This window comes from Bacillus sp. FSL W8-1141 (assembly GCF_038593205.1).
GTDB classification, from domain to species: domain Bacteria; phylum Bacillota; class Bacilli; order Bacillales; family Bacillaceae; genus Bacillus; species Bacillus altitudinis.
The window spans coordinates 1140358-1159127 of record NZ_CP151973.1; the positions used below are offsets into that span (position 1 = coordinate 1140358).

19 protein-coding genes and 1 other annotated feature are annotated in these 18770 nt (G+C 40.0%); of the genes, 16 read left to right on the forward strand and 3 right to left on the reverse strand.

What is annotated here, in order from left to right:
• The first annotated feature begins 50 nt into the window (after positions 1–50).
• The 4 genes from NSQ52_RS05680 (at position 51) to NSQ52_RS05695 (ending at position 2707) form a co-directional block, all read left to right on the forward strand.
• A complete protein-coding gene (locus tag NSQ52_RS05680) occupies positions 51–791 on the forward strand; it encodes a hypothetical protein (protein WP_326242248.1) in 741 nt (246 codons plus the stop codon).
• Positions 792–866: 75 nt separating this feature from the next.
• Positions 867–1442 (forward strand): hypothetical protein, encoded by a 576-nt coding sequence (locus NSQ52_RS05685; RefSeq protein WP_041093111.1) that lies wholly within the window; start codon positions 867–869, stop codon positions 1440–1442.
• Positions 1443–1532: 90 nt separating this feature from the next.
• Positions 1533–2498 carry a BMP family ABC transporter substrate-binding protein gene (locus NSQ52_RS05690; RefSeq protein ID WP_017360174.1) on the forward strand — a complete coding sequence of 322 codons (966 nt, stop codon included), beginning with the start codon at positions 1533–1535 and terminating at the stop codon, positions 2496–2498.
• Positions 2499–2509: 11 nt separating this feature from the next.
• Positions 2510–2707 carry a ComZ family protein gene (locus NSQ52_RS05695; protein WP_024720057.1) on the forward strand — a complete coding sequence of 66 codons (198 nt, stop codon included), beginning with the start codon at positions 2510–2512 and terminating at the stop codon, positions 2705–2707.
• Between the two features lie 12 nt (positions 2708–2719).
• Here the strand turns inward: NSQ52_RS05695 and NSQ52_RS05700 are convergent, their stop codons facing one another.
• Positions 2720–2953: a hypothetical protein gene (locus NSQ52_RS05700; RefSeq protein ID WP_008348506.1), complete on the reverse strand. Its 234-nt coding sequence runs from the start codon at positions 2951–2953 to the stop codon at positions 2720–2722.
• A gap of 169 nt (positions 2954–3122) precedes the next feature.
• Here NSQ52_RS05700 and NSQ52_RS05705 point away from each other — a divergent pair, with 169 nt between their 5' ends.
• The 9 genes from NSQ52_RS05705 (at position 3123) to NSQ52_RS05745 (ending at position 12966) form a co-directional block, all read left to right on the forward strand.
• Positions 3123–4061, forward strand: a complete 939-nt coding sequence (locus tag NSQ52_RS05705; RefSeq protein WP_024720058.1) for a beta-ketoacyl-ACP synthase III — start codon at positions 3123–3125, stop codon at positions 4059–4061.
• Between the two features lie 21 nt (positions 4062–4082).
• The gene (gene fabF / locus NSQ52_RS05710; protein ID WP_008348501.1) at positions 4083–5324 is read left to right on the forward strand and encodes a beta-ketoacyl-ACP synthase II; all 1242 of its coding nucleotides are present in this window, start codon (positions 4083–4085) and stop codon (positions 5322–5324) included.
• Between the two features lie 77 nt (positions 5325–5401).
• Positions 5402–6196, forward strand: coding sequence for a DUF2268 domain-containing protein (locus tag NSQ52_RS05715; RefSeq protein WP_056407963.1), 795 nt, complete (start codon positions 5402–5404; stop codon positions 6194–6196).
• A gap of 170 nt (positions 6197–6366) precedes the next feature.
• The gene (locus NSQ52_RS05720) at positions 6367–7347 is read left to right on the forward strand and encodes an ABC transporter ATP-binding protein (protein WP_047945538.1); all 981 of its coding nucleotides are present in this window, start codon (positions 6367–6369) and stop codon (positions 7345–7347) included.
• 23 nt (positions 7348–7370) lie between these two features.
• Entirely contained in the window at positions 7371–8366 is a 996-nt protein-coding gene (locus NSQ52_RS05725) for a dipeptide ABC transporter ATP-binding protein (RefSeq protein WP_029575386.1), read from the forward strand.
• 86 nt (positions 8367–8452) lie between these two features.
• On the forward strand, positions 8453–10087 hold the full coding sequence (locus tag NSQ52_RS05730; RefSeq protein WP_039167353.1) for a peptide-binding protein: 1635 nt from the start codon (positions 8453–8455) through the stop codon (positions 10085–10087).
• A gap of 77 nt (positions 10088–10164) precedes the next feature.
• Positions 10165–11115 carry an ABC transporter permease gene (locus tag NSQ52_RS05735; protein ID WP_007499031.1) on the forward strand — a complete coding sequence of 317 codons (951 nt, stop codon included), beginning with the start codon at positions 10165–10167 and terminating at the stop codon, positions 11113–11115.
• A gap of 33 nt (positions 11116–11148) precedes the next feature.
• Positions 11149–12048, forward strand: a complete 900-nt coding sequence (opp4C, locus tag NSQ52_RS05740; RefSeq protein ID WP_008348491.1) for an oligopeptide ABC transporter permease — start codon at positions 11149–11151, stop codon at positions 12046–12048.
• A 165-nt stretch (positions 12049–12213) separates the two neighbouring features.
• Positions 12214–12966, forward strand: a complete 753-nt coding sequence (locus NSQ52_RS05745; protein WP_025207150.1) for a YjbA family protein — start codon at positions 12214–12216, stop codon at positions 12964–12966.
• Between the two features lie 35 nt (positions 12967–13001).
• Here the strand turns inward: NSQ52_RS05745 and trpS are convergent, their stop codons facing one another.
• Together trpS and NSQ52_RS05755 are read right to left on the reverse strand one after the other, a co-directional pair.
• On the reverse strand, positions 13002–13997 hold the full coding sequence (trpS, locus tag NSQ52_RS05750; protein WP_008348488.1) for a tryptophan--tRNA ligase: 996 nt from the start codon (positions 13995–13997) through the stop codon (positions 13002–13004).
• Between the two features lie 53 nt (positions 13998–14050).
• Positions 14051–14269: a binding site (T-box leader), on the reverse strand.
• Positions 14270–14313: 44 nt separating this feature from the next.
• Positions 14314–14577, reverse strand: a complete 264-nt coding sequence (locus NSQ52_RS05755) for a DUF3899 domain-containing protein (RefSeq protein ID WP_223255625.1) — start codon at positions 14575–14577, stop codon at positions 14314–14316.
• 449 nt (positions 14578–15026) lie between these two features.
• Between NSQ52_RS05755 and NSQ52_RS05760 the strand changes: the two genes are divergently transcribed.
• From NSQ52_RS05760 to opp3C, 3 genes are all read left to right on the forward strand, one after another.
• Complete coding sequence (locus NSQ52_RS05760; protein ID WP_050827153.1) at positions 15027–16685, forward strand: peptide ABC transporter substrate-binding protein; 1659 nt, start codon at positions 15027–15029, stop codon at positions 16683–16685.
• Positions 16686–16794: 109 nt separating this feature from the next.
• Positions 16795–17724 carry an oligopeptide ABC transporter permease gene (gene opp3b / locus NSQ52_RS05765; RefSeq protein ID WP_035392438.1) on the forward strand — a complete coding sequence of 310 codons (930 nt, stop codon included), beginning with the start codon at positions 16795–16797 and terminating at the stop codon, positions 17722–17724.
• Positions 17724–18752 carry an oligopeptide ABC transporter permease gene (gene opp3C, locus NSQ52_RS05770; protein WP_035392435.1) on the forward strand — a complete coding sequence of 343 codons (1029 nt, stop codon included), beginning with the start codon at positions 17724–17726 and terminating at the stop codon, positions 18750–18752. Before opp3b ends, opp3C begins: the two co-directional genes overlap by 1 nt.
• Positions 18753–18770 lie beyond the last annotated feature (18 nt).

An 18770-nucleotide genomic window follows, 5' to 3' on the forward strand; every position in this document is an offset into this window, starting at 1 on the left:
GTTGTTGTTCATATCATAGAAAGCAGAATCACTGAAAGGAGGCTGGCCATATGGGTGTAAGCGAACGTTTTTTCCAGCTTGGTTCCCAGTGGAACGTCATTCACCTTCCTCAAAAACCAAATGGCTTTGGCATTCTAATCCTCGGTGACCGAAATCACTTTGTGCAGGAAAATACATCATTCTGGCTTCAGCATTACGGAAGAAACCAGCTATTAACTGCTTTAAAGGATGAAGGATATACATTGTTTAATAGTCATCTTCATGGGAATCACTGGGGATGTGAAGATGCTGTTTTTAGTGCGAAACAGCTTGTTCATCACACATTAAAACAAGAAATATTAAACCGGGAAATTCATGTGCTGGCAGAGGGAATGGGCGCACTTATCGCCATGAGTCTTGCCGAAGAAATGCCAGAAGTGCTAAGGTCTATAGCCATGATGAATCCATGTTTACACCTGCAAGCACAAAGAGAAAGAGAAAAGGAACACAAATTCTTCTACAAACAGTTCATGAAAGAACTCGCACAGAGCTATGGGTGCTCTGCAAAGGAAGCAGAAACGTATCCACTTCCTTCTTGCCCCGTTCATTCAGCTCATGTACCGATTCATATATGGCAGAGACTAAACGGCGCACCGTATGCCTATGAACTACATGCAAAGCCTTTTATTGATCAACATATGATGAATCCAGACCATTGTCAGATGGACCTTACCTTGCATATGTTTGATCATCCAAGAAGAATCTTTCAGTCCATTCACAAGTTTTATAAATCGCATGAAAGAGAATTGTAATGAATAGGATGATAACAGCCCTTCATGGAAAGGGCTCTTCTTTTTATTCGATATGCTAAAAAAGGGGACATGAACATGGAAACAGGACTGATCATAGGTGCAGATGAATTTTTTGGACTGACACTTTGTGAATATATGATGAAAGAGGGCATACAAGTGGATATCACATATCCTAAGGAGCAGTCAGAGGAGCAAAAAATGTTATTAGAAGAGCGAATGATGTGGCTCGGCCGCAATGATCTTGTCCGCGTTATTGATGGTCAAGATAGGAAAGAGGCATATGACCTGATCTTTTTTCAATCAGATGATTCAATGAACAGAGAGACAATCCTCGAAGCGAAGCATGGCATATACCGCTTGTTTTACGAAGAACCCGAAAGCCATTCGCATGAACAAAGCGTTTCGGCTGTTATCCTTCCACGCATGTTTGGTCCGTGGACACTCCATGAAGAGAGACGAATAAAGGACGATCACGCATTTTTTGTAGAAGATGTCGCAAAGGAGCTTTTAAAGTGGGCACGGACTGATCAAAGGCAGGAAATGATCCATCAATTGAAGGTAGAAAGACAAACAGGTGACAAACAAGCAGAAGAAATCATAGCAGAATGGAAAAGACAAAACTCAACATTTTTCGACAAAAAGCAAGAATGATCTTCCATCTTATCTTTTTTCAGTATAAAATAAACCTATATTTAACATACAGGTTCATGCCTGCGTGTTGCAAAGGGAGTTGAACATGGCATGAAGTACCAGCGGCTTGTCATGATCTTTTCGTTCCTTCTTCTTATGCTATCTGCCTGCTCGCAGGCGCCGTTAAAAGGACATATTGAGAAGGTGGGTTTACTCGTCCCCGATACGATTAATGATCAAGTTTGGGGAACGAAAGGTTATAAAGGCTTATTAAATATCCAATCAACATTTGGTGTAGATGTTTATTATAAGGAAGGGATGGTCGACAAGGAGAAAATCGTTGATGCCATTGAAGAATTTCATAAAAAAGGAGTCAATTTAATTATTGGCCATGGCAATGAATACAGCGAAATTTTCAACTTGATCAGTGAAGATTATCCGAAAACACAATTTATCACGGTCAATGGAGGCAAGCCTCAAGCTGATAATGTCACAAACGTCACGTTTAAAGGAGAAGCAATGGGCTTTTTCGGAGGCATGACAGCAGCACATATGTCCAAAACAAAAAAGATTGGTATTCTGGCTACATATGATTGGCAAAGTGAAGTAGACGGTTTTATCAAAGGTGCAAAATATCAGGACGAACATGTGCAAGTCCTAGCGGAATTTGTCGAAAATTGGGATGATGCTGACAAAGCGGTGAACCTCTATCAAAAATTGAAAAAACAAGGTGTCGATGTTGTGTATCCAGCAGGTGATGGTTATAATATCCCTGTCATTGAACAAATCAAAACCGACAATTTATCTGCGATCGGATATGTCACTGATCAATCCAACCTTGGAAGCCATACGGTGTTAACAAGCACTGTACAGCATGTCGATAAAGCGTACAGTATCATTGCGAAGAAGTTTAATGAAGGCAAGCTAAACGAACAAGGTGAGTACTCCTTTGACTTTAAAGAAGGAGTGATCGAAATGGGGAAATTTAGCTCAACCATAGACCGCGCTTTTGTGAAAGACATTGAGAAGGATATTGCGAATTACAAAAAAACAGGCAAATTGCCAAATGAAAAGTGAGGACGTTGAACATGCAACACGAAAAATCGATGGAGTTTTTACAAATTGCGATGAAGTATTTTCCACAAGCAAAAGAAGAATTAGATAAAGCAGGGATTCAGCTTGATCCAGAAGCACTTCAGCCGCTTCTCTCTTTGTTTACATCTGTCATGCAAGAGGCATATGAGCTTGGAAAAGCAGATGCAGCATCAGAAAAAGCCACAGAATAGTGGCTTTTTTTTTTATGATAATTTTTTCTTGAAGGCACTAATCATAGGACCAACATCTTTAAACACAGGCTTCAGCTCATCGATGGAGTTCATAATGTTTCCAATTTGATTCATGACATGCATGTAGTCAATGGAGTCATCACTTGAAGAAGTCTCTGCACGCTCCTCCTTTTTTTCTGTCTTGCTTTTCTCCTTTTCAAGCGGCTGACCAAACATCATTGCTGAGAAAATATCCTTTTGCGCCATATCACATGTTCCTTTCTACTATTGGTATATCATTAATCTATGAAAAAAGTGAGAGGAAAGGTTAGACGTTTGTATTGCCAAGGAGAAAAAAATAAGGTAAAATTAGTACCAGATACTAATATAAGATCACAATATCACATGCTCGTATGAGTAAAAGGAGTCTTATTCAATGAATGCTGGAATTATTGGCCTTGGCCGCTATATACCTGAAAAAGTATTAACAAATCGTGATTTAGAAAAAATGGTTGAAACTTCTGACGAGTGGATTCGTACTAGAACAGGTATAGAAGAAAGAAGAATTGCATCTGATGATGTCAATACATCTCATATGGCGCTTGCTGCTGCAAAAAAAGCATTAGCTGACGCAGATGTGGCTGCAGAAGATATTGATATGATTCTTGTAGCGACAGTTACGCCAGATCAAGCATTTCCGACAGTCGCTTGTATGATTCAAGAGCAGCTCGGTGCACATAAAGCATGTGCAATGGATATTAGCGCTGCCTGCGCTGGCTTTATGTATGGGCTTGTTACTGGAAAACAATTTATCGAATCTGGCACTTACAAACATGTGCTTGTCGTTGGTGTAGAAAAGCTTTCTCGCATTACCGACTGGGATGACCGCAACACAGCTGTTTTGTTTGGAGATGGAGCAGGTGCTGCTGTACTAGGAACAGTCAGCGAAGGCAAGGGAATTCTATCATTTGAGCTTGGAGCCGATGGAAGAGGCGGGAAGCACTTGTACTTAGATGAAAAAGATCATACAATCATGAATGGAAGAGAAGTATTTAAATTTGCTGTGAGACAAATGGGCGAGTCAAGTGTAAACGTGATTGAAAAAGCTGGACTATCAAAAGAAGACGTAGACTTCTTGATTCCGCATCAAGCAAACATTCGCATTATGGAAGCGGCACGCGAACGCTTAGAGCTGCCAGTTGAAAAAATGTCGAAAACAGTCCATAAATATGGAAACACATCAGCAGCATCCATTCCAATTTCACTATGTGAAGAAATCGAAGCCGGAAAAATTCATGACGGCGATGTGATTGTAATGGTTGGTTTTGGTGGAGGATTAACGTGGGGCGCAATCGCTATGCGATGGGGCCGATAAAAGAGTGGGGTGCACAAATTAATGGATAAGAAACGAGTAGTTGTTACAGGATTAGGTGCTTTGACACCTCTTGGCAACGATGTAGAGACAACATGGAAAAATGCTGTAGCAGGTGTATCAGGTGTTGGCCCGATCACACGTGTTGATTCAAGTGAATATACAGCAAAAGTAGCAGCAGAACTAAAAGATTTTAACATCGAAGATTACATGGAGAAAAAAGAAGCGAGAAAGATGGCACGCTTCACACAATATGCAGTCGTTGCTGCTCAAAAGGCTTTAGAAGATTCACGCCTCGAAATTACAGATGAAAACGCACCTCGTGTTGGGGTATGGGTTGGATCTGGTATTGGCGGACTTGAAACATTCGAAGAGCAATTCGAAGTGTATTCAAATAAAGGAGCAAGACGCGTAAGCCCGTTCTTCGTTCCAATGATGATTCCAGATATGGCGACAGGTCAAATTTCGATTGCACTTGGCGCAAAAGGGGTTAACTCTTGTACAGTGACAGCATGTGCGACAGGAACAAACTCCATTGGTGATGCCTTTAAAGTGATTCAGCGCGGAGATGCAGATGCGATGATTACAGGTGGAACAGAAGCACCATTAACGAAAATGTCGTTTGCTGGTTTCTGTGCAAACAAAGCCCTTTCGACAAATCCTGATCCAGATACAGCAAGTCGTCCATTTGATAAAAACCGTGACGGATTTGTGATGGGTGAGGGAGCGGGAATTGTTGTTCTTGAAGAATTAGAGCATGCGTTAAAACGTGGTGCGACCATTTATGCAGAAATCGTTGGCTACGGTTCAACTGGAGATGCATACCATATCACAGCACCTGCTCCAAACGGAGAAGGCGGCGTACGTGCAATGAAAGAAGCAATTCGTGATGCAGGTTTAACAGTGGAAGAAATTGATTATATCAATGCCCACGGAACAAGCACACCGTATAATGATAAGTTTGAAACAATGGCGATTAAAGAAGTGTTCGGAGAGCATGCGAATCAGCTTGCGATCAGTTCGACAAAATCAATGACAGGTCATTTACTTGGTGCAGCAGGCGGAGTAGAAGCGATTTTCTCTGTTCTGGCGATTAAAGACAGTGTCATTCCGCCAACGATTAACCTTGAAACACCAGATGAAGAATGTGATCTTGATTATGTAGCAAATGAAGCACGTTCAAAAGAAGTACAAGTTGCGTTGAGCAACTCACTTGGTTTTGGCGGGCACAATGCGACAATTATCTTCAAAAAATACGAAGCGTAATATGTCTTAAGAAGGCGGCGATCTATAAACAGATCGCCGCCTTTTTGCATATGATGAAAATGGAGGTGTTCAGCGGTATGGGTCTGATCAATACACAATATCTCATCCAACAATCATCATCATTTCAGGAGCTGGCGGCACGTTTTGTCCCTTATTTTAAAGGAGCGGAGAAAAAAGAAGGATCATCTATTCTCGCCCATTTACAACATCACGGAATGGTGCGATCATGGAACGCCTGCCAGGAAATGATCGACAAGCTCAAAGAAAAAGGGTATTTCAAGCTTGTGATGAAAGAATACAAAGCGCTGCAAAAAAAGTGGGGAGGTCCTGATGTCCCCGTCTTTATTTTGCCTGTTAATGAGAGCAGCAAAGAGATCAGAGAACAATTTTACTTTCAATCCGGCATGGCATTTGATGACAAAATCTTTCTTTTTTTATCCCCGCATACACCGAAGGAACGAATCGGTACGTTGCTGACGCATGAATATCATCATGTATGCAGGTTGCATTTTCTCACGAAAGAAGAAAAAGATTTTACATTCCTTGATACAATCATGATGGAGGGGCTCGCTGAATATGCTGTGTATCATAGATATGGAGAAAGCTATACAGCAAAGTGGACGACTTTATATGACGAATCGCAGCTGCAGCGCATGTACAAGAAATGGGTATCCAGTCACCTTTATCAGAAAGTGCAGGACGACGAAAGGCTGATACAGAATCTCCTTTATGGAAAAGGGAACTACCCCAAAATGCTTGGCTATGCCACTGGATTTTATATCGTGAAAAAGTATTTCGATGAGCACCGAATCAGCGAGGAGTCTATGATTGCGGAGCCAGCGGAAACGTTTTTAAAGGCGATAGAATCATAAAGACAATCATTCACAAAAAAAGTGACATATTACAATTTTACTAAATAATTCTTGATTTCGTCATGCTGATGTAATAATATACAAATATAAATTTTGATAATTCTTTTTATTCTAAAAAGGCAGAATTTTTCGATTCGGTTCATTTAATCTATGGAGAAAGGGGCGAATGCATGAGCACACTGCTTGAAGTGCAAAACTTAAAAACCTATTTTTTTCGAAAAAAGGAACCAATACCTGCTGTTGATGGCGTGGATTTTAGTATCAAAAAAGGGGAAACAGTCGCATTAGTCGGTGAGTCTGGGTCTGGTAAAAGTATTACGTCTTTATCCATCATGGGTCTGATTAATGGGACTGGTGGGAAGATTATGGATGGTTCCATTAAGCTTGATGGAAAAGACCTTGTTACATATAGTGAAAAGGAATTGTGCAATATTCGCGGTAATGATGTATCCATGATCTTTCAGGAACCCATGACCTCACTTAATCCCGTCTTAACCATCGGGGAACAAATAACAGAAATCCTCATTTACCACAAAAAACTTTCAAAAAAAGAAGCGACCAAAAAAGCGATTGATTTGCTAAAGCTTGTAGGCTTTTCCAGGCCAGAACAAATCATCAAAGATTACCCGCACCGTTTATCCGGCGGTATGCGTCAACGAGTCATGATCGCCATTGCGCTAAGCTGTGATCCGAAGCTCCTCATTGCGGATGAGCCGACTACTGCTCTCGATGTGACCATACAAGCCCAGGTGCTGACCTTAATGAAAGATTTATGTTCGACCTTTGGTACATCTATACTTCTCATTACGCATGATTTAGGTGTTGTGTCGGAAGTAGCAGACCGCGTCATTGTCATGTACTGCGGACAGGTTGTTGAAAATGGAACCGTTGAAGAGTTGTTTGATGAGCCGCTTCACCCATACACAGAAGGACTGCTTGAATCCATTCCAGTCATTGACGGAGACATTCAGCCATTAACGGCGATAAAAGGAAATGTCCCTGCGCCAGATCAGCTTCCGGCAGGATGCCGTTTTGCGCCTAGATGCCCGAAAGTAATGGAACGCTGCATAGGTGAATTGCCCAAACTGACAACCTTTGAAAATGGTAGAAGCGTCAGGTGTTTCTTATATGAGGAGGCAAGCCAAACATGACACTTGCTGAAAATCAACCATACATGACAGATCGATCTGAGAAAGAAACCATCCTGGAATTAAAAAATATACGAAAACACTTTCCGATTAAAGCTGGGGTGCTGCAAAAGAAAGTAGGAGCAGTCAAAGCGGTTGACGGCATCGACTTAAACATTTATAAAGGCGAAACGTTAGGCATCGTTGGAGAGTCTGGATGCGGTAAATCCACATTAGGACGGACGATGATTCGTTTATATGAACCAACAGAAGGACAAATTCTATTTAAAGGGCAAGATATCTCTCATGTATCTGAATCAAAACTAAGACAATCAACAAGGAAAAACATCCAAATGGTTTTTCAAGATCCCTTTGCATCACTCAACCCTAGAAAAACACTTCGAAGTATCATCAAAGAACCCTACAAAACACATCACTTATATTCCTTAAAAGAAAGAAATGAAAAAGTAGAACAGCTTTTATCCAAAGTCGGCCTTCACCCAAGTTTTGCGAATCGATACCCGCACGAATTCTCCGGCGGACAAAGGCAGCGGATCGGTATCGCTCGTGCACTTGCCATGAATCCTGAAATGATCATAGCAGATGAGCCTGTTTCAGCGCTTGACGTCTCCATTCAGGCACAGGTCATCAATTTGATGGAAGAGCTTCAAGAAGAGTTTGACCTCACCTATCTCTTTATCTCTCACGATCTCAGTGTGGTCCGCCACATTAGTGATCGAGTGGGCGTCATGTATCTTGGGAAAATGATGGAACTGGCGGATAAACATAGCCTGTACGATGATCCGCTTCATCCATATACACAGGCGCTTTTATCTTCCGTTCCAGTCACCCGTAAAAAAGGTCAGGTGAAAAGGGAACGGATTATGCTGCAAGGGGATTTACCAAGCCCTGCAAATCCGCCAAAAGGCTGTGTGTTTCATACAAGATGCCCGCATGCGAAAGAAGTCTGTAAAGAAAAAGTACCACAATTTCAAGAATTAAAAACGAACCACTTTGTGGCCTGCCACCTCTACGACGCTTGATCACGCTTGTATGATCTCATCTTTGAGAGGGGGGATAAAACGGGCTTCTGTCATCATTTTTTAAAAAAAGATAGGGGGAATTGTCTATGAAAGATAAAAAGAGAAAGTCCATTTTGGTCAGTTTGCTGCTGATCTTTACATTGATCCTTGCTGCTTGTTCTGGTGGAAATAAAACGTCTGGAGACAGTGAAAAGAAATCCACAGGTAAACCTGTACAAGGCGGCGATCTTGTCATTGGTTCGATTGCAGAGCCTACATTATTTAACTCACTTTACTCAACAGACGTGGCAAGTTCTGATATTGAAGAAAGAATCTATAGCTTTTTACTACAAACAGATGGAAAGCTAAACCCACAGCTGGCGTTGGCAGAAGATATTAAAGAATCCGATGACGGCAAACAGTTTGATGTGACCATTAGAAAAGGCGTGAAGTTTCATGATGGAGAAGAACTGACTGCTGATGATGTTGTGTTTACATACAGCATTCCGATTAATAAGGATTACAATGGTGAGCGTGGATCAGGCTTTGAAGTATTAGAGTCTGTCAAAAAAACAGGGGACTATTCGGTCGAATTTAAGCTGAATAAAAAAGATCCATATTTTTATAATGTCACGCTAGGAAGCTATGGGATTTTACCAAAGCATATTTTAGGTGATGTCCCTATAAAGGATCTTGGCGAAAATGAATTTAACCGAAAAAATCCAATCGGCTCCGGTCCATTTAAATTTGCCGAGTGGAAAGAAGGAGACTATGTCAAACTCGAAGCATTTGATGACTATTGGGATGGACGGCCATACCTTGATACAGTCACCATTAAAACGATTCCTGATCAAAATGCAGCCATGGCTCAGTTATCCGCAGGTGATATTGATTTCTTTGCAGTGCCTGGAGCAGAACTGCAAACAGCTGAAAAAGTTAGTAACATCAAAATTGAATCTGATCTAGGGCTAAATTATTCATATATTGGCTGGAATCAGAAAAACGAACTGTTCAAAAGTAAAAAAGTCCGTCAAGCTCTTACCCATGCCATTGATCGTCAAACGATTGTCGATCAAGTGTTAGATGGAGACGGGAAAGTAGCCAACATCCCAGAAAGCCCGCTGTCATGGAACTACCCAAAAGATGAAAAAGTCCCAGTATTTGAATTTGATCAAGAAAAAGCGAAAAAGATGCTGAAAGAAGAAGGCTGGGAGGATACAGATGGAGATGGTTATCTTGATAAGGACGGTAAGAAGTTCTCCTTCGTCTTGAAGACGAACCAAGGAAACAAAGTCCGTGAAGATATTGCTGTCGTTGTCCAGCAGCAGCTCAAAGAAATTGGCATTGAAGCAAAACCGCAAATTGTAGAATTTAGTGCATTAATCGAACAAACAACCCCGCCAAAATGGGATTATGATGCGTTATTACTCGGCTGGAGCTTAGCGACATTCCCTGACCAATACAGCATTTTCCATTCAAGTCAGTCTGAAAAAGGCTTAAATAACATTTGGTATAAAAATGAAGAAGTCGATAAACTGCTAGTTGATGCCAAAAACTTGAGTGATCGAAAAGAGTATTCAAAGGCGTATGAAAAAATTTATGAGCTGATTGCAGAAGACCAGCCGTATACGTTCCTTTATTATGCCAACTCACATCGCGCGATGCCATCTAATCTACAAGGCTACTCTTACCACCCGAAAGATGAATATTACAAAATTGAAAAATGGTGGATTGAACAGTAGTCTGCTAGTGAAGAAGGGGAGGGGTCTCCCCTTTTTTCATCATAGTATGGCCATCCGATGAAAAAGGAGTTGTGCACATGGTTACATATATCATTAGAAGGACACTTCTTTCCATCCCGATTTTGTTTGGTATTACGATTTTGTCCTTTGCCATTATGAAAGCAGCACCAGGCGATCCGATGTCACTCATGATGGACCCTACCATTAGTGCGGCAGATCGGGAAGCCTTTATTGATAAGTACGGCTTGAACGATCCTGAATATGTGCAATATATGAAATGGCTTGGCAATATGCTTCAAGGTGACTTTGGCACATCCATTGTCAAAAAGGGAACGCCCGTGGCTGATTTGATTTTTGCCCGGCTGCCAAATACCCTCATCCTCATGATCTTTTCTACATTAGTTGCCCTGATCATTGCCATCCCATTTGGTGTTCTTTCAGCAAAACGTCCGTATACAAAACTTGACTATGGTATTACGGTTACATCATTTATCGGACTGGCTATTCCGAATTTCTGGTTTGGTTTGATCCTTATTATGGTGTTATCAGTGAATTTAGGATGGTTTCCAACCGGGGGTGTCTCTACCTTAAATGCAGATTTTAATCTATTTGACCGGCTTCATCATATTATTTTACCGGCTTTTGTTTTAGCAACGGCTGATATGGCCGGCCTTACACGTTATACAAGGTCAAGTATGCTCGATGTGATGCGGCAGGATTACATTCGCACGGCACGAGCGAAAGGTTTTAGAGAGAACAAAGTCATCTTCAAACATGGATTGAGAAACGGTCTGATGCCTGTTATTACGATCTTTGGACTCATGATTCCATCCTTTATTGGCGGCGCAGTCGTGGTGGAACAAATCTTCACATGGCCAGGGCTTGGGAAACTGTTTATCGATTCTGCTTTTTCAAGAGATTATCCCGTCATTATGGCGATGACTGTTATCTCTGCTGTGCTCGTGGTCGTTGGAAACTTAATAGCGGATATTCTTTATGCGATCGTTGATCCGCGTATTGAATATTAGAAGGGAGCTGAAGCACAATTGGCACAACCTAATATGGGAACACCTCCAGTTGATCTCAAATTAAAAGAAGGCCTTCCGCCAAAACCAGAGACGATGCTTCGTTTATTTTGCGAGAAATTTTTCAAAAATAAATTGGCGGTTGCCGGCTCCGCTATTTTATTGGTCATTATCTTTTCCGCTATTTTCGCCCCGGTGATCGCACCTTACGCACCGGAACAGCAAGACTTATTGAAACGGCTACAGCCTCCAAGTGCAGAGCATTTTATGGGAACCGACAAGTTTGGTCGAGATATTTTTTCAAGGGTGCTATACGGAGCGAGGGTGTCTCTATTAGTTGGCTTTGTCTCAGTAGTCGGAGCCATCACCATTGGTACCGTCATTGGGGCGGTAGCGGGATACTTTAAAGGCTTTGTTGATTCTGTGCTCATGAGAATGGTGGATGTCGTATTGTCTATTCCAGATATTTTTCTCTTGATCACGCTAGTGACAATTTTTAAACCGGGTATTGATAAATTGATTTTAATCTTTGCGCTGACTGGCTGGACAACAACCGCCAGGCTGATCCGCAGTGAATTCTTGTCACTTCGCACAAGAGAATTCGTACTCGCAGCAAGAACGATCGGAACGAAAAACCATGTCATCATCTTTTCGCATATTTTACCGAACTGTATCGGCCCTATCATTGTGTCTGCTACATTGAAAGTCGGTTCTGTTATTTTAGCTGAGTCGACACTTAGCTATCTAGGGTTCGGCATCCAGCCTCCAACGGCGAGCTGGGGAAACATGCTTCAAGATGCACAAAATTTCTCCATAATGGTGCAAGCATGGTGGTATCCACTGTTCCCAGGTTTACTGATTCTACTTACCGTTTTATGCTTTAACTTCTTAGGTGATGGACTGAGAGATGCCCTTGATCCTAAAAAGCTAAAATAAGGTTCTGCTTATAGAAGATCGTGAAAGGACTCTGCGAGACGTTCTCCTTTTCCCAGGAAATAAAGCCGTCCTTCCGTCAGGGCGAAGTTTTAATAAAGTTGGAATAATTTCTCTATCCCTTGCCCATACTGTTGACAACAGTTTTTAAAAAGTGAGGGATTGGTTATGTTATTTCTTCATGACGTATGGGTGAATTGGTTTGAAGGGGAAGAGAATGGCTATAATGTGTGTCATTTTCATGAGTGGCGCAAGGAGGACAGCGTGGAGCTGTTAGATCAAGTACCTTTACTCAAGGTGCAGAGTCCTTTGTTTGATTACATAGAGAATGATCTATCAGAGCTGCCAAAGACGCTGCTAGAGACTGTATTTGAGAAATCATATATTCGAAAAAATCATGAACGCCGTAAATTAGAGTATTGCTTTGTGGTTACGGACGGGATTAGAATCATCGCTGTGGATACGATTGGTTATTCCATCCCTGTGAGAAAGAGCCGATTGATTCCAAGACAGGAGCAATTGGTCTATGAAATGGTGAAAGATGTGAAGGCAGAGGAGTATGAATTCACGCCGGACAGCCTTGAATCGACGAAAGAATATCACATCCTATCATTACCACCGCAGCATATCAGCGGATTAACGAGAAAAGAAAGACAGCTGAAGCAGCTGATGTTTATGGCGCTAGATCAACTAAAGGGGCTTCAAAACCGAGCAGAAATTGCCTATTGGTATACAGAATGGAATCCGCGTATGTACAACCAGATTAAACGAATGTCTTTCGAGGAAATTTGGAACATGCTTTATAACGAAACCATTGATGGATGGTCAGAAAACCATTTAGCCTTTTGTGAAAAAATGATTAAAGGACAGCCATTTTTTGAAAAACTTTGGGAAATGGAAAACGAATCAAAAGTGAATTAGAAAAAGCTTGCAGCTGAATATGCTGCAAGCTTGTTTTATTTGCGTTTCCGGCCAAGACCCATTGCATTCTCCATTTTTTTCAGCATTTTATTTGCCGCGCGGTTTGCCTTTTCAGCACCCTCATCTAAAATGCGATCAAGCTCATCTGACTCAATGAGTTCATAATAGCGATCTTGAATCGGTTTTAACGCATCCACGACCACGTTCGCAAGATCTCCCTTAAATTCACCATAACCTTTGCCTTCGTATTTTTGTTCAAGCTCTGCAATCGATACGTTCCCTAATACAGAATAAATCGTCAGCAAGTTGGCAATTCCAGGTTTGTTTTCTTTGTCATATTTGACGATGCCTTCTGAATCAGTCACAGCACTTTTGATTTTCTTTTCAAGCTGTTTTGGCTCATCTAATAAGGTAATGAAAGATTTTTGGTTCGGATCAGATTTGCTCATCTTTTTCGTTGGGTCTGTTAAAGACATAATCCGAGCGCCTTCTTTTGGAATTTTGACTTCAGGTACAGTAAAGATGTCGTTATACTTTCGGTTAAAGCGTTCAGCAAGCGTTCTCGTTAATTCAAGATGCTGCTTTTGATCTTCTCCTACAGGAACCAAGTCCGTACCGTATAATAAAATATCGCCAGCCATTAATGGCGGATACGTTAATAGTCCTGAAACGACTGCTTCCTTACCAGCAGATTTGTCCTTAAATTGAGTCATTCTTTCTAATTCCCCAATATAAGCGACACATTGCAGCATCCATCCTGCCTGGGCGTGGGCAGGTACCTCTGATTGGATAAACAATGTTGCCTTCTCTGGATCAAGTCCCACTGCCAAATAAAGAGCGGCTAAGCTTCTAATATTTTGTCGAAGGGCTAAACGATCCTGACTGACCGTAATGGCATGCTGATCGACCACACAAAAGTAGCCGTTGTAATCATGCTGAAGATCGACAAATTGCTTCATCGCTCCAATGTAGTTCCCCAATGTCACAGAACCGCTAGGCTGTATGCCTGAGAAAATCGTCTTTTTTGTCATACTAAAACCTCTTTTCTTCAATATAAAAAGGCCCATCCATCACTTTTCAACAGAAAAGGGACGAATGAACCGTGGTACCACCCTTGTTATTTCAATACGAAATCACTCAAGACGTTGATATCGGAGACTGCTCCGTCTAAGCCTACTGACTCTGTCAAGTGTTCGGTTAGCTGCTCCAAAGCCCATTCCATACATGCCATTATCTGCTTGCACCAACCGCAGACTCTCTGTAAATGGTGAATATATGTACTCTTCTTTTTCATCGCAAAAATGTAATTTCATTCATTATAAATAAGCAAAAATCAAAAGTCAAAACTTACATATAATAAATCAAGAGCAATATTAACATTTCAATGAGTAAACTCAAACCTAATGTTCTTAAGGTTGAAAAGTTACTTTGAAAAGATGATGATAAATGTTTGTTTAAACTGTCATCAACATGGTCCTTTTGCTTATTTAAAGAATCAAACACCTTTCGGAAGCTGTAAGATATTTGATCAAAAAATCCACTTTTTAAAGTGATGAACGATAACCACACTAGCAAAGTGCCAGAAGCTAAATAAAATGTGATGTTAATCATGCTTAAGAAAGATATGTGCCCATAAAAGAGGAAGCTTAAAATGAAAACAAGGCCATTAGAACTAAGTAAAAGAATAAAAAATCTAATAACAATCACTCCTGCGCATTAAAACTTTACTGTACTAAAATAGCAATAAAAACATTTAATTCAAGACTTTCACTATATAAGAAAAACGAAACAAGGAACGAAGCTGTTGTTTTAATCAATTTCTTGATATCAGTTTACAATGAATCAAGAAGATTGCCAATTGTATAGACAGGATTACCTCTGATTAGGTATTTAAGATCACAAAATCTCAGAAAAATAACCAAATTATTTCAATTTTTTAATAAAAATATTAAAAAACAGTGGAAATATGAAAATTTTCTTAAAAAAATGAATGCACAATTACTTATTTGCTAGTATAATAGTTCCTGTAGTTCATTTATGAAGGGGAGGTCAACAACTAGATGAAAAAGTCTAAATTTTCACTGCTTTTAGTTTTTTTATTGGTGCTGACTATTTTTGTATCTGCATGTTCAGGTAAACAAAGTAGCGACAAGGGCACTGCATCCAAAGATTCAAAACAAGAGGCTACAATTTTAGAATCACAGGAAATGCCTGCAATGGATACAATCCAAGCGAGTGATACAATCAGTTTTACGACTATGAATAACGTGTTTGAAGGTTTGTATCGTTTCAACGATAAAGAAGAATTAGTGCCTGGTATGGCTGATGGGGAACCAGTTGCTAACAAAGATAAAACAGTTTACAACATCAAAATTAAAGATGCAAAATGGTCTAATGGTGACCCAGTTAAAGCTCAAGACTTCGTATATGCATGGCAACGTGCTTTAGATCCAGAACAAAAGTCTGAGTATGGCCCATATATGATGGTTGGTAAAATTAAGAATGCTGATAAAGTTTACAACAAAAAAGCAAAGCCTGAGGAACTAGGAATTAAAGCTGTAAGCGATAAAGAACTGCAAATTACACTTGAAAAACCAATTCCTTACTTCCAATCTCTGCTTTCATTCCCAACATTCTATCCAGTGAATGAAAAATTCGTTAAAGAACAAGGTGACAAATATGCGAAGACTGCAAAGAACCTTGTATACAACGGACCATATGAACTTTCTTCTTGGGATGGACCACAAGCAACTACTTGGGAATACAAAAAGAATGAAGAATATTGGGACAAAAAGAACGTCTCTATGACAAAACTTACTTTTAAAGTATCTAAAGATCCACAAGCAGCTGTTAACGCATTTGAAGCGGGAGAAGCTGATATTACACCTAAATTATCAACACCTGCCATCATCTCTCAATACGAAGGTGATAAGCGGATGAAAAGATTACTAGAACCTACTGTGTTCTGGTTGAAAATGAACCAAGGAAATAAATCTTTAAAGAATGAAAACGTTCGTCGTGCAATTGCAACGGCAATTGATAAAGAAGCGTTTGTAAATGATGTATTGCAGAATGGTTCAGTTGCTGCATACTATCAAATTCCAAAAGATTTCGTACATGATGAAAGCGGAAAAGACTTCCGTGATGGAATGCCTAAATACTTAGAAACTAATAAAGATGAAGCGAAAAAGCTTTTTGAAAAAGGGTTGAAAGAATTAGGAACGTCTAAAGTAACGCTTAATTACTTAGGTGATGATTCTGAGACAGCTAAAACAATCGGTGCTTTCATTAAAGATCAGCTCGAGAAAACTTTACCTGGCTTAGATATCAATATTCAAAGTGTTCCTTTCGCTACTCGTATTGATCGTGATAAGAAAGAGGATTACGATCTTCAGATGGCTGGATGGGGTCCAGATTACCTTGATCCGATCACGTTCTCTGACTTGTTCATCACAGGTGGCGGAAACAACCACATGGGTTACTCAGATAAAAAATATGATCAGTTGTTAAAAGATGCATCTGGCAAATTAGCTGCTAAACCTGAAGAACGCTGGAAAGCTTTACAAGAAGCTGAAAAAGTATTATTACAAGATGACGCAGCACTTTCACCAATTTATCAGAGAGCAACTAACTATCTGATTAATAACAAAGTAAAAGGATTTGTCATTCACAAAGTTGGACCTGAATTCAGCTACAAATGGATGAAAATTGAAGGATAATTAACAATCTTATAGAAAAGAGAGTGTATTCTCTGAATATACTCTCTTTTTCACTGAGAGAAATATGTCGAAATATACAGAAAAGTCAGTTTTATCAGGAGGTGCAAGTATGCTGAAATACTTAATCAGACGGGTTGCCTACATGGTTGTTACCCTCTTCATCATTGTTTCAATCACTTTTTTCTTAATGAAACTTATTCCGGGTTCTCCTTTTGTTAATGCGCAAAAGTTATCAGAAGCTCAACAAGCTGTACTTAATGCAAAATATGGACTAGATCAGCCAATTCCTGTTCAATATTTTCATTACATGATTAATACATTCACTGGGGATTTAGGTGTTTCATTCCAATTCAACAATACCTCCGTAACAGAACTTCTTTCATATCGAGTAGGACCATCTGCTGTCCTAGGCCTTCAAGCGATTATTTTAGGAACGATTGTTGGTATCTTTTTGGGAGTAGTTGGAGCTTTAAGACAGAACACATGGGTGGATTACTCTGCTACTTTCTTGGCAGTTATCGGTAAATCAATTCCGAGTTTTGTATTCGCTGGATTACTTCAGTACTATATTGCGGTGAAATTGGGGTTATTACCAACTCAATTTTGGAATGGGTTTGAATATACAATTTTACCTACTATAGCGTTAGCAATGTTCCCTATCTCCATTTGTGCTCGTTTTATGAGAACAGAAATGGTTGAAGTACTTGAGACAGATTACATTTTACTTGCAAAAGCAAAAGGAGCAGGCTATTTTGAGATCGCATTTAAACATGCAATGAGAAATGCTTTAATACCTGTTGTCACAGTACTTGGTCCATTGACTGTTAGTTTAATGACGGGATCACTAGTAATAGAAAAAATCTTCTCAATTCCTGGAATTGGTGAGCAGTTTGTTAAAGCCATTACAGTAAACGACTACCCAGTTATCATGGGTACAACTATCTTATTTGCCGTTCTTTTTGTAGTGGTTGTATTTATTGTCGATATTCTATATGGAATTATCGATCCTAGAATTCGTGTAGCGGGAGGTAACAAATAATGAAACAGCAAGAAGAAAATATTGATAAAAGTCTGTTTGAACCCGCTGGTGTTGATACATTATCTGCTGAAAAAATTGAAAAACCAAGTCTAAATTATTGGCAAGACGCATGGCTTAGAATTAAAAAGAATAAAGCCGCTGTTGTTAGTATGGTGATTTTATTTTTAATTGTATTCATGGCGCTCGTCGGACCATTAATTAGTGGCAAAGACTTTAGTACTCAAACAACGTCTGAAGCGAACTTACCGCCGCGAATCCAAGGGTTAGAGCATGTTAGTTTCTTACCTTTTACTGGTGAAAGAACACTAAAAAATGGTGATGTGGTCAATCCATATGAACAAAAAGGGATTGAACATTACTACTGGTTCGGTACCGATAATCTTGGGAGAGATCTATTTACACGTGTGTGGAAAGGAACTCAAATCTCACTGCTTATTGCTGTTGTTGCAGCTGTGATCGATTTAATTATTGGTGTTGCCTACGGCGCTATTTCTGGTTATTTCGGTGGGAAAATTGATAATGCGATGCAGCGGATTTTGGAAGTTCTAATGGGGATTCCAAACTTAATCGTTGTCATATTAATGATTCTCGTCTTAAAACCAGGGATTATTCCAATTATTATTGCACTAAGTATTACCGGGTGGATCAGTATGGCTAGGGTCGTGCGTGCTCAAGTCATGAAGCTGAAAGAACAGGAATATGTACTAGCCGCTAGAACTTTGGGATTAAGTAACTTTAAAATTATCTTTAAGCACATGTTGCCAAACTTAACAGGTGTGATGATTATTAATACAATGTTCACTATTCCTAGTGCGATCTTCTTTGAAGCTTTCTTAAGCTTTATTGGATTAGGTCTGCAAGAGCCGCAAGCTTCACTAGGGACATTAATTGAAGATGGGTTTAAATCAATGATCGCTTTCCCATATCAGATGGTTTATCCAGCAATTATCATTAGTGTTATCATGATCGTCTTTAACCTTGTTGCCGACGGTGTGAGAGATGCACTTGATCCAAAAATGAAAGATTAGTACGGGGCGGTGATGTTG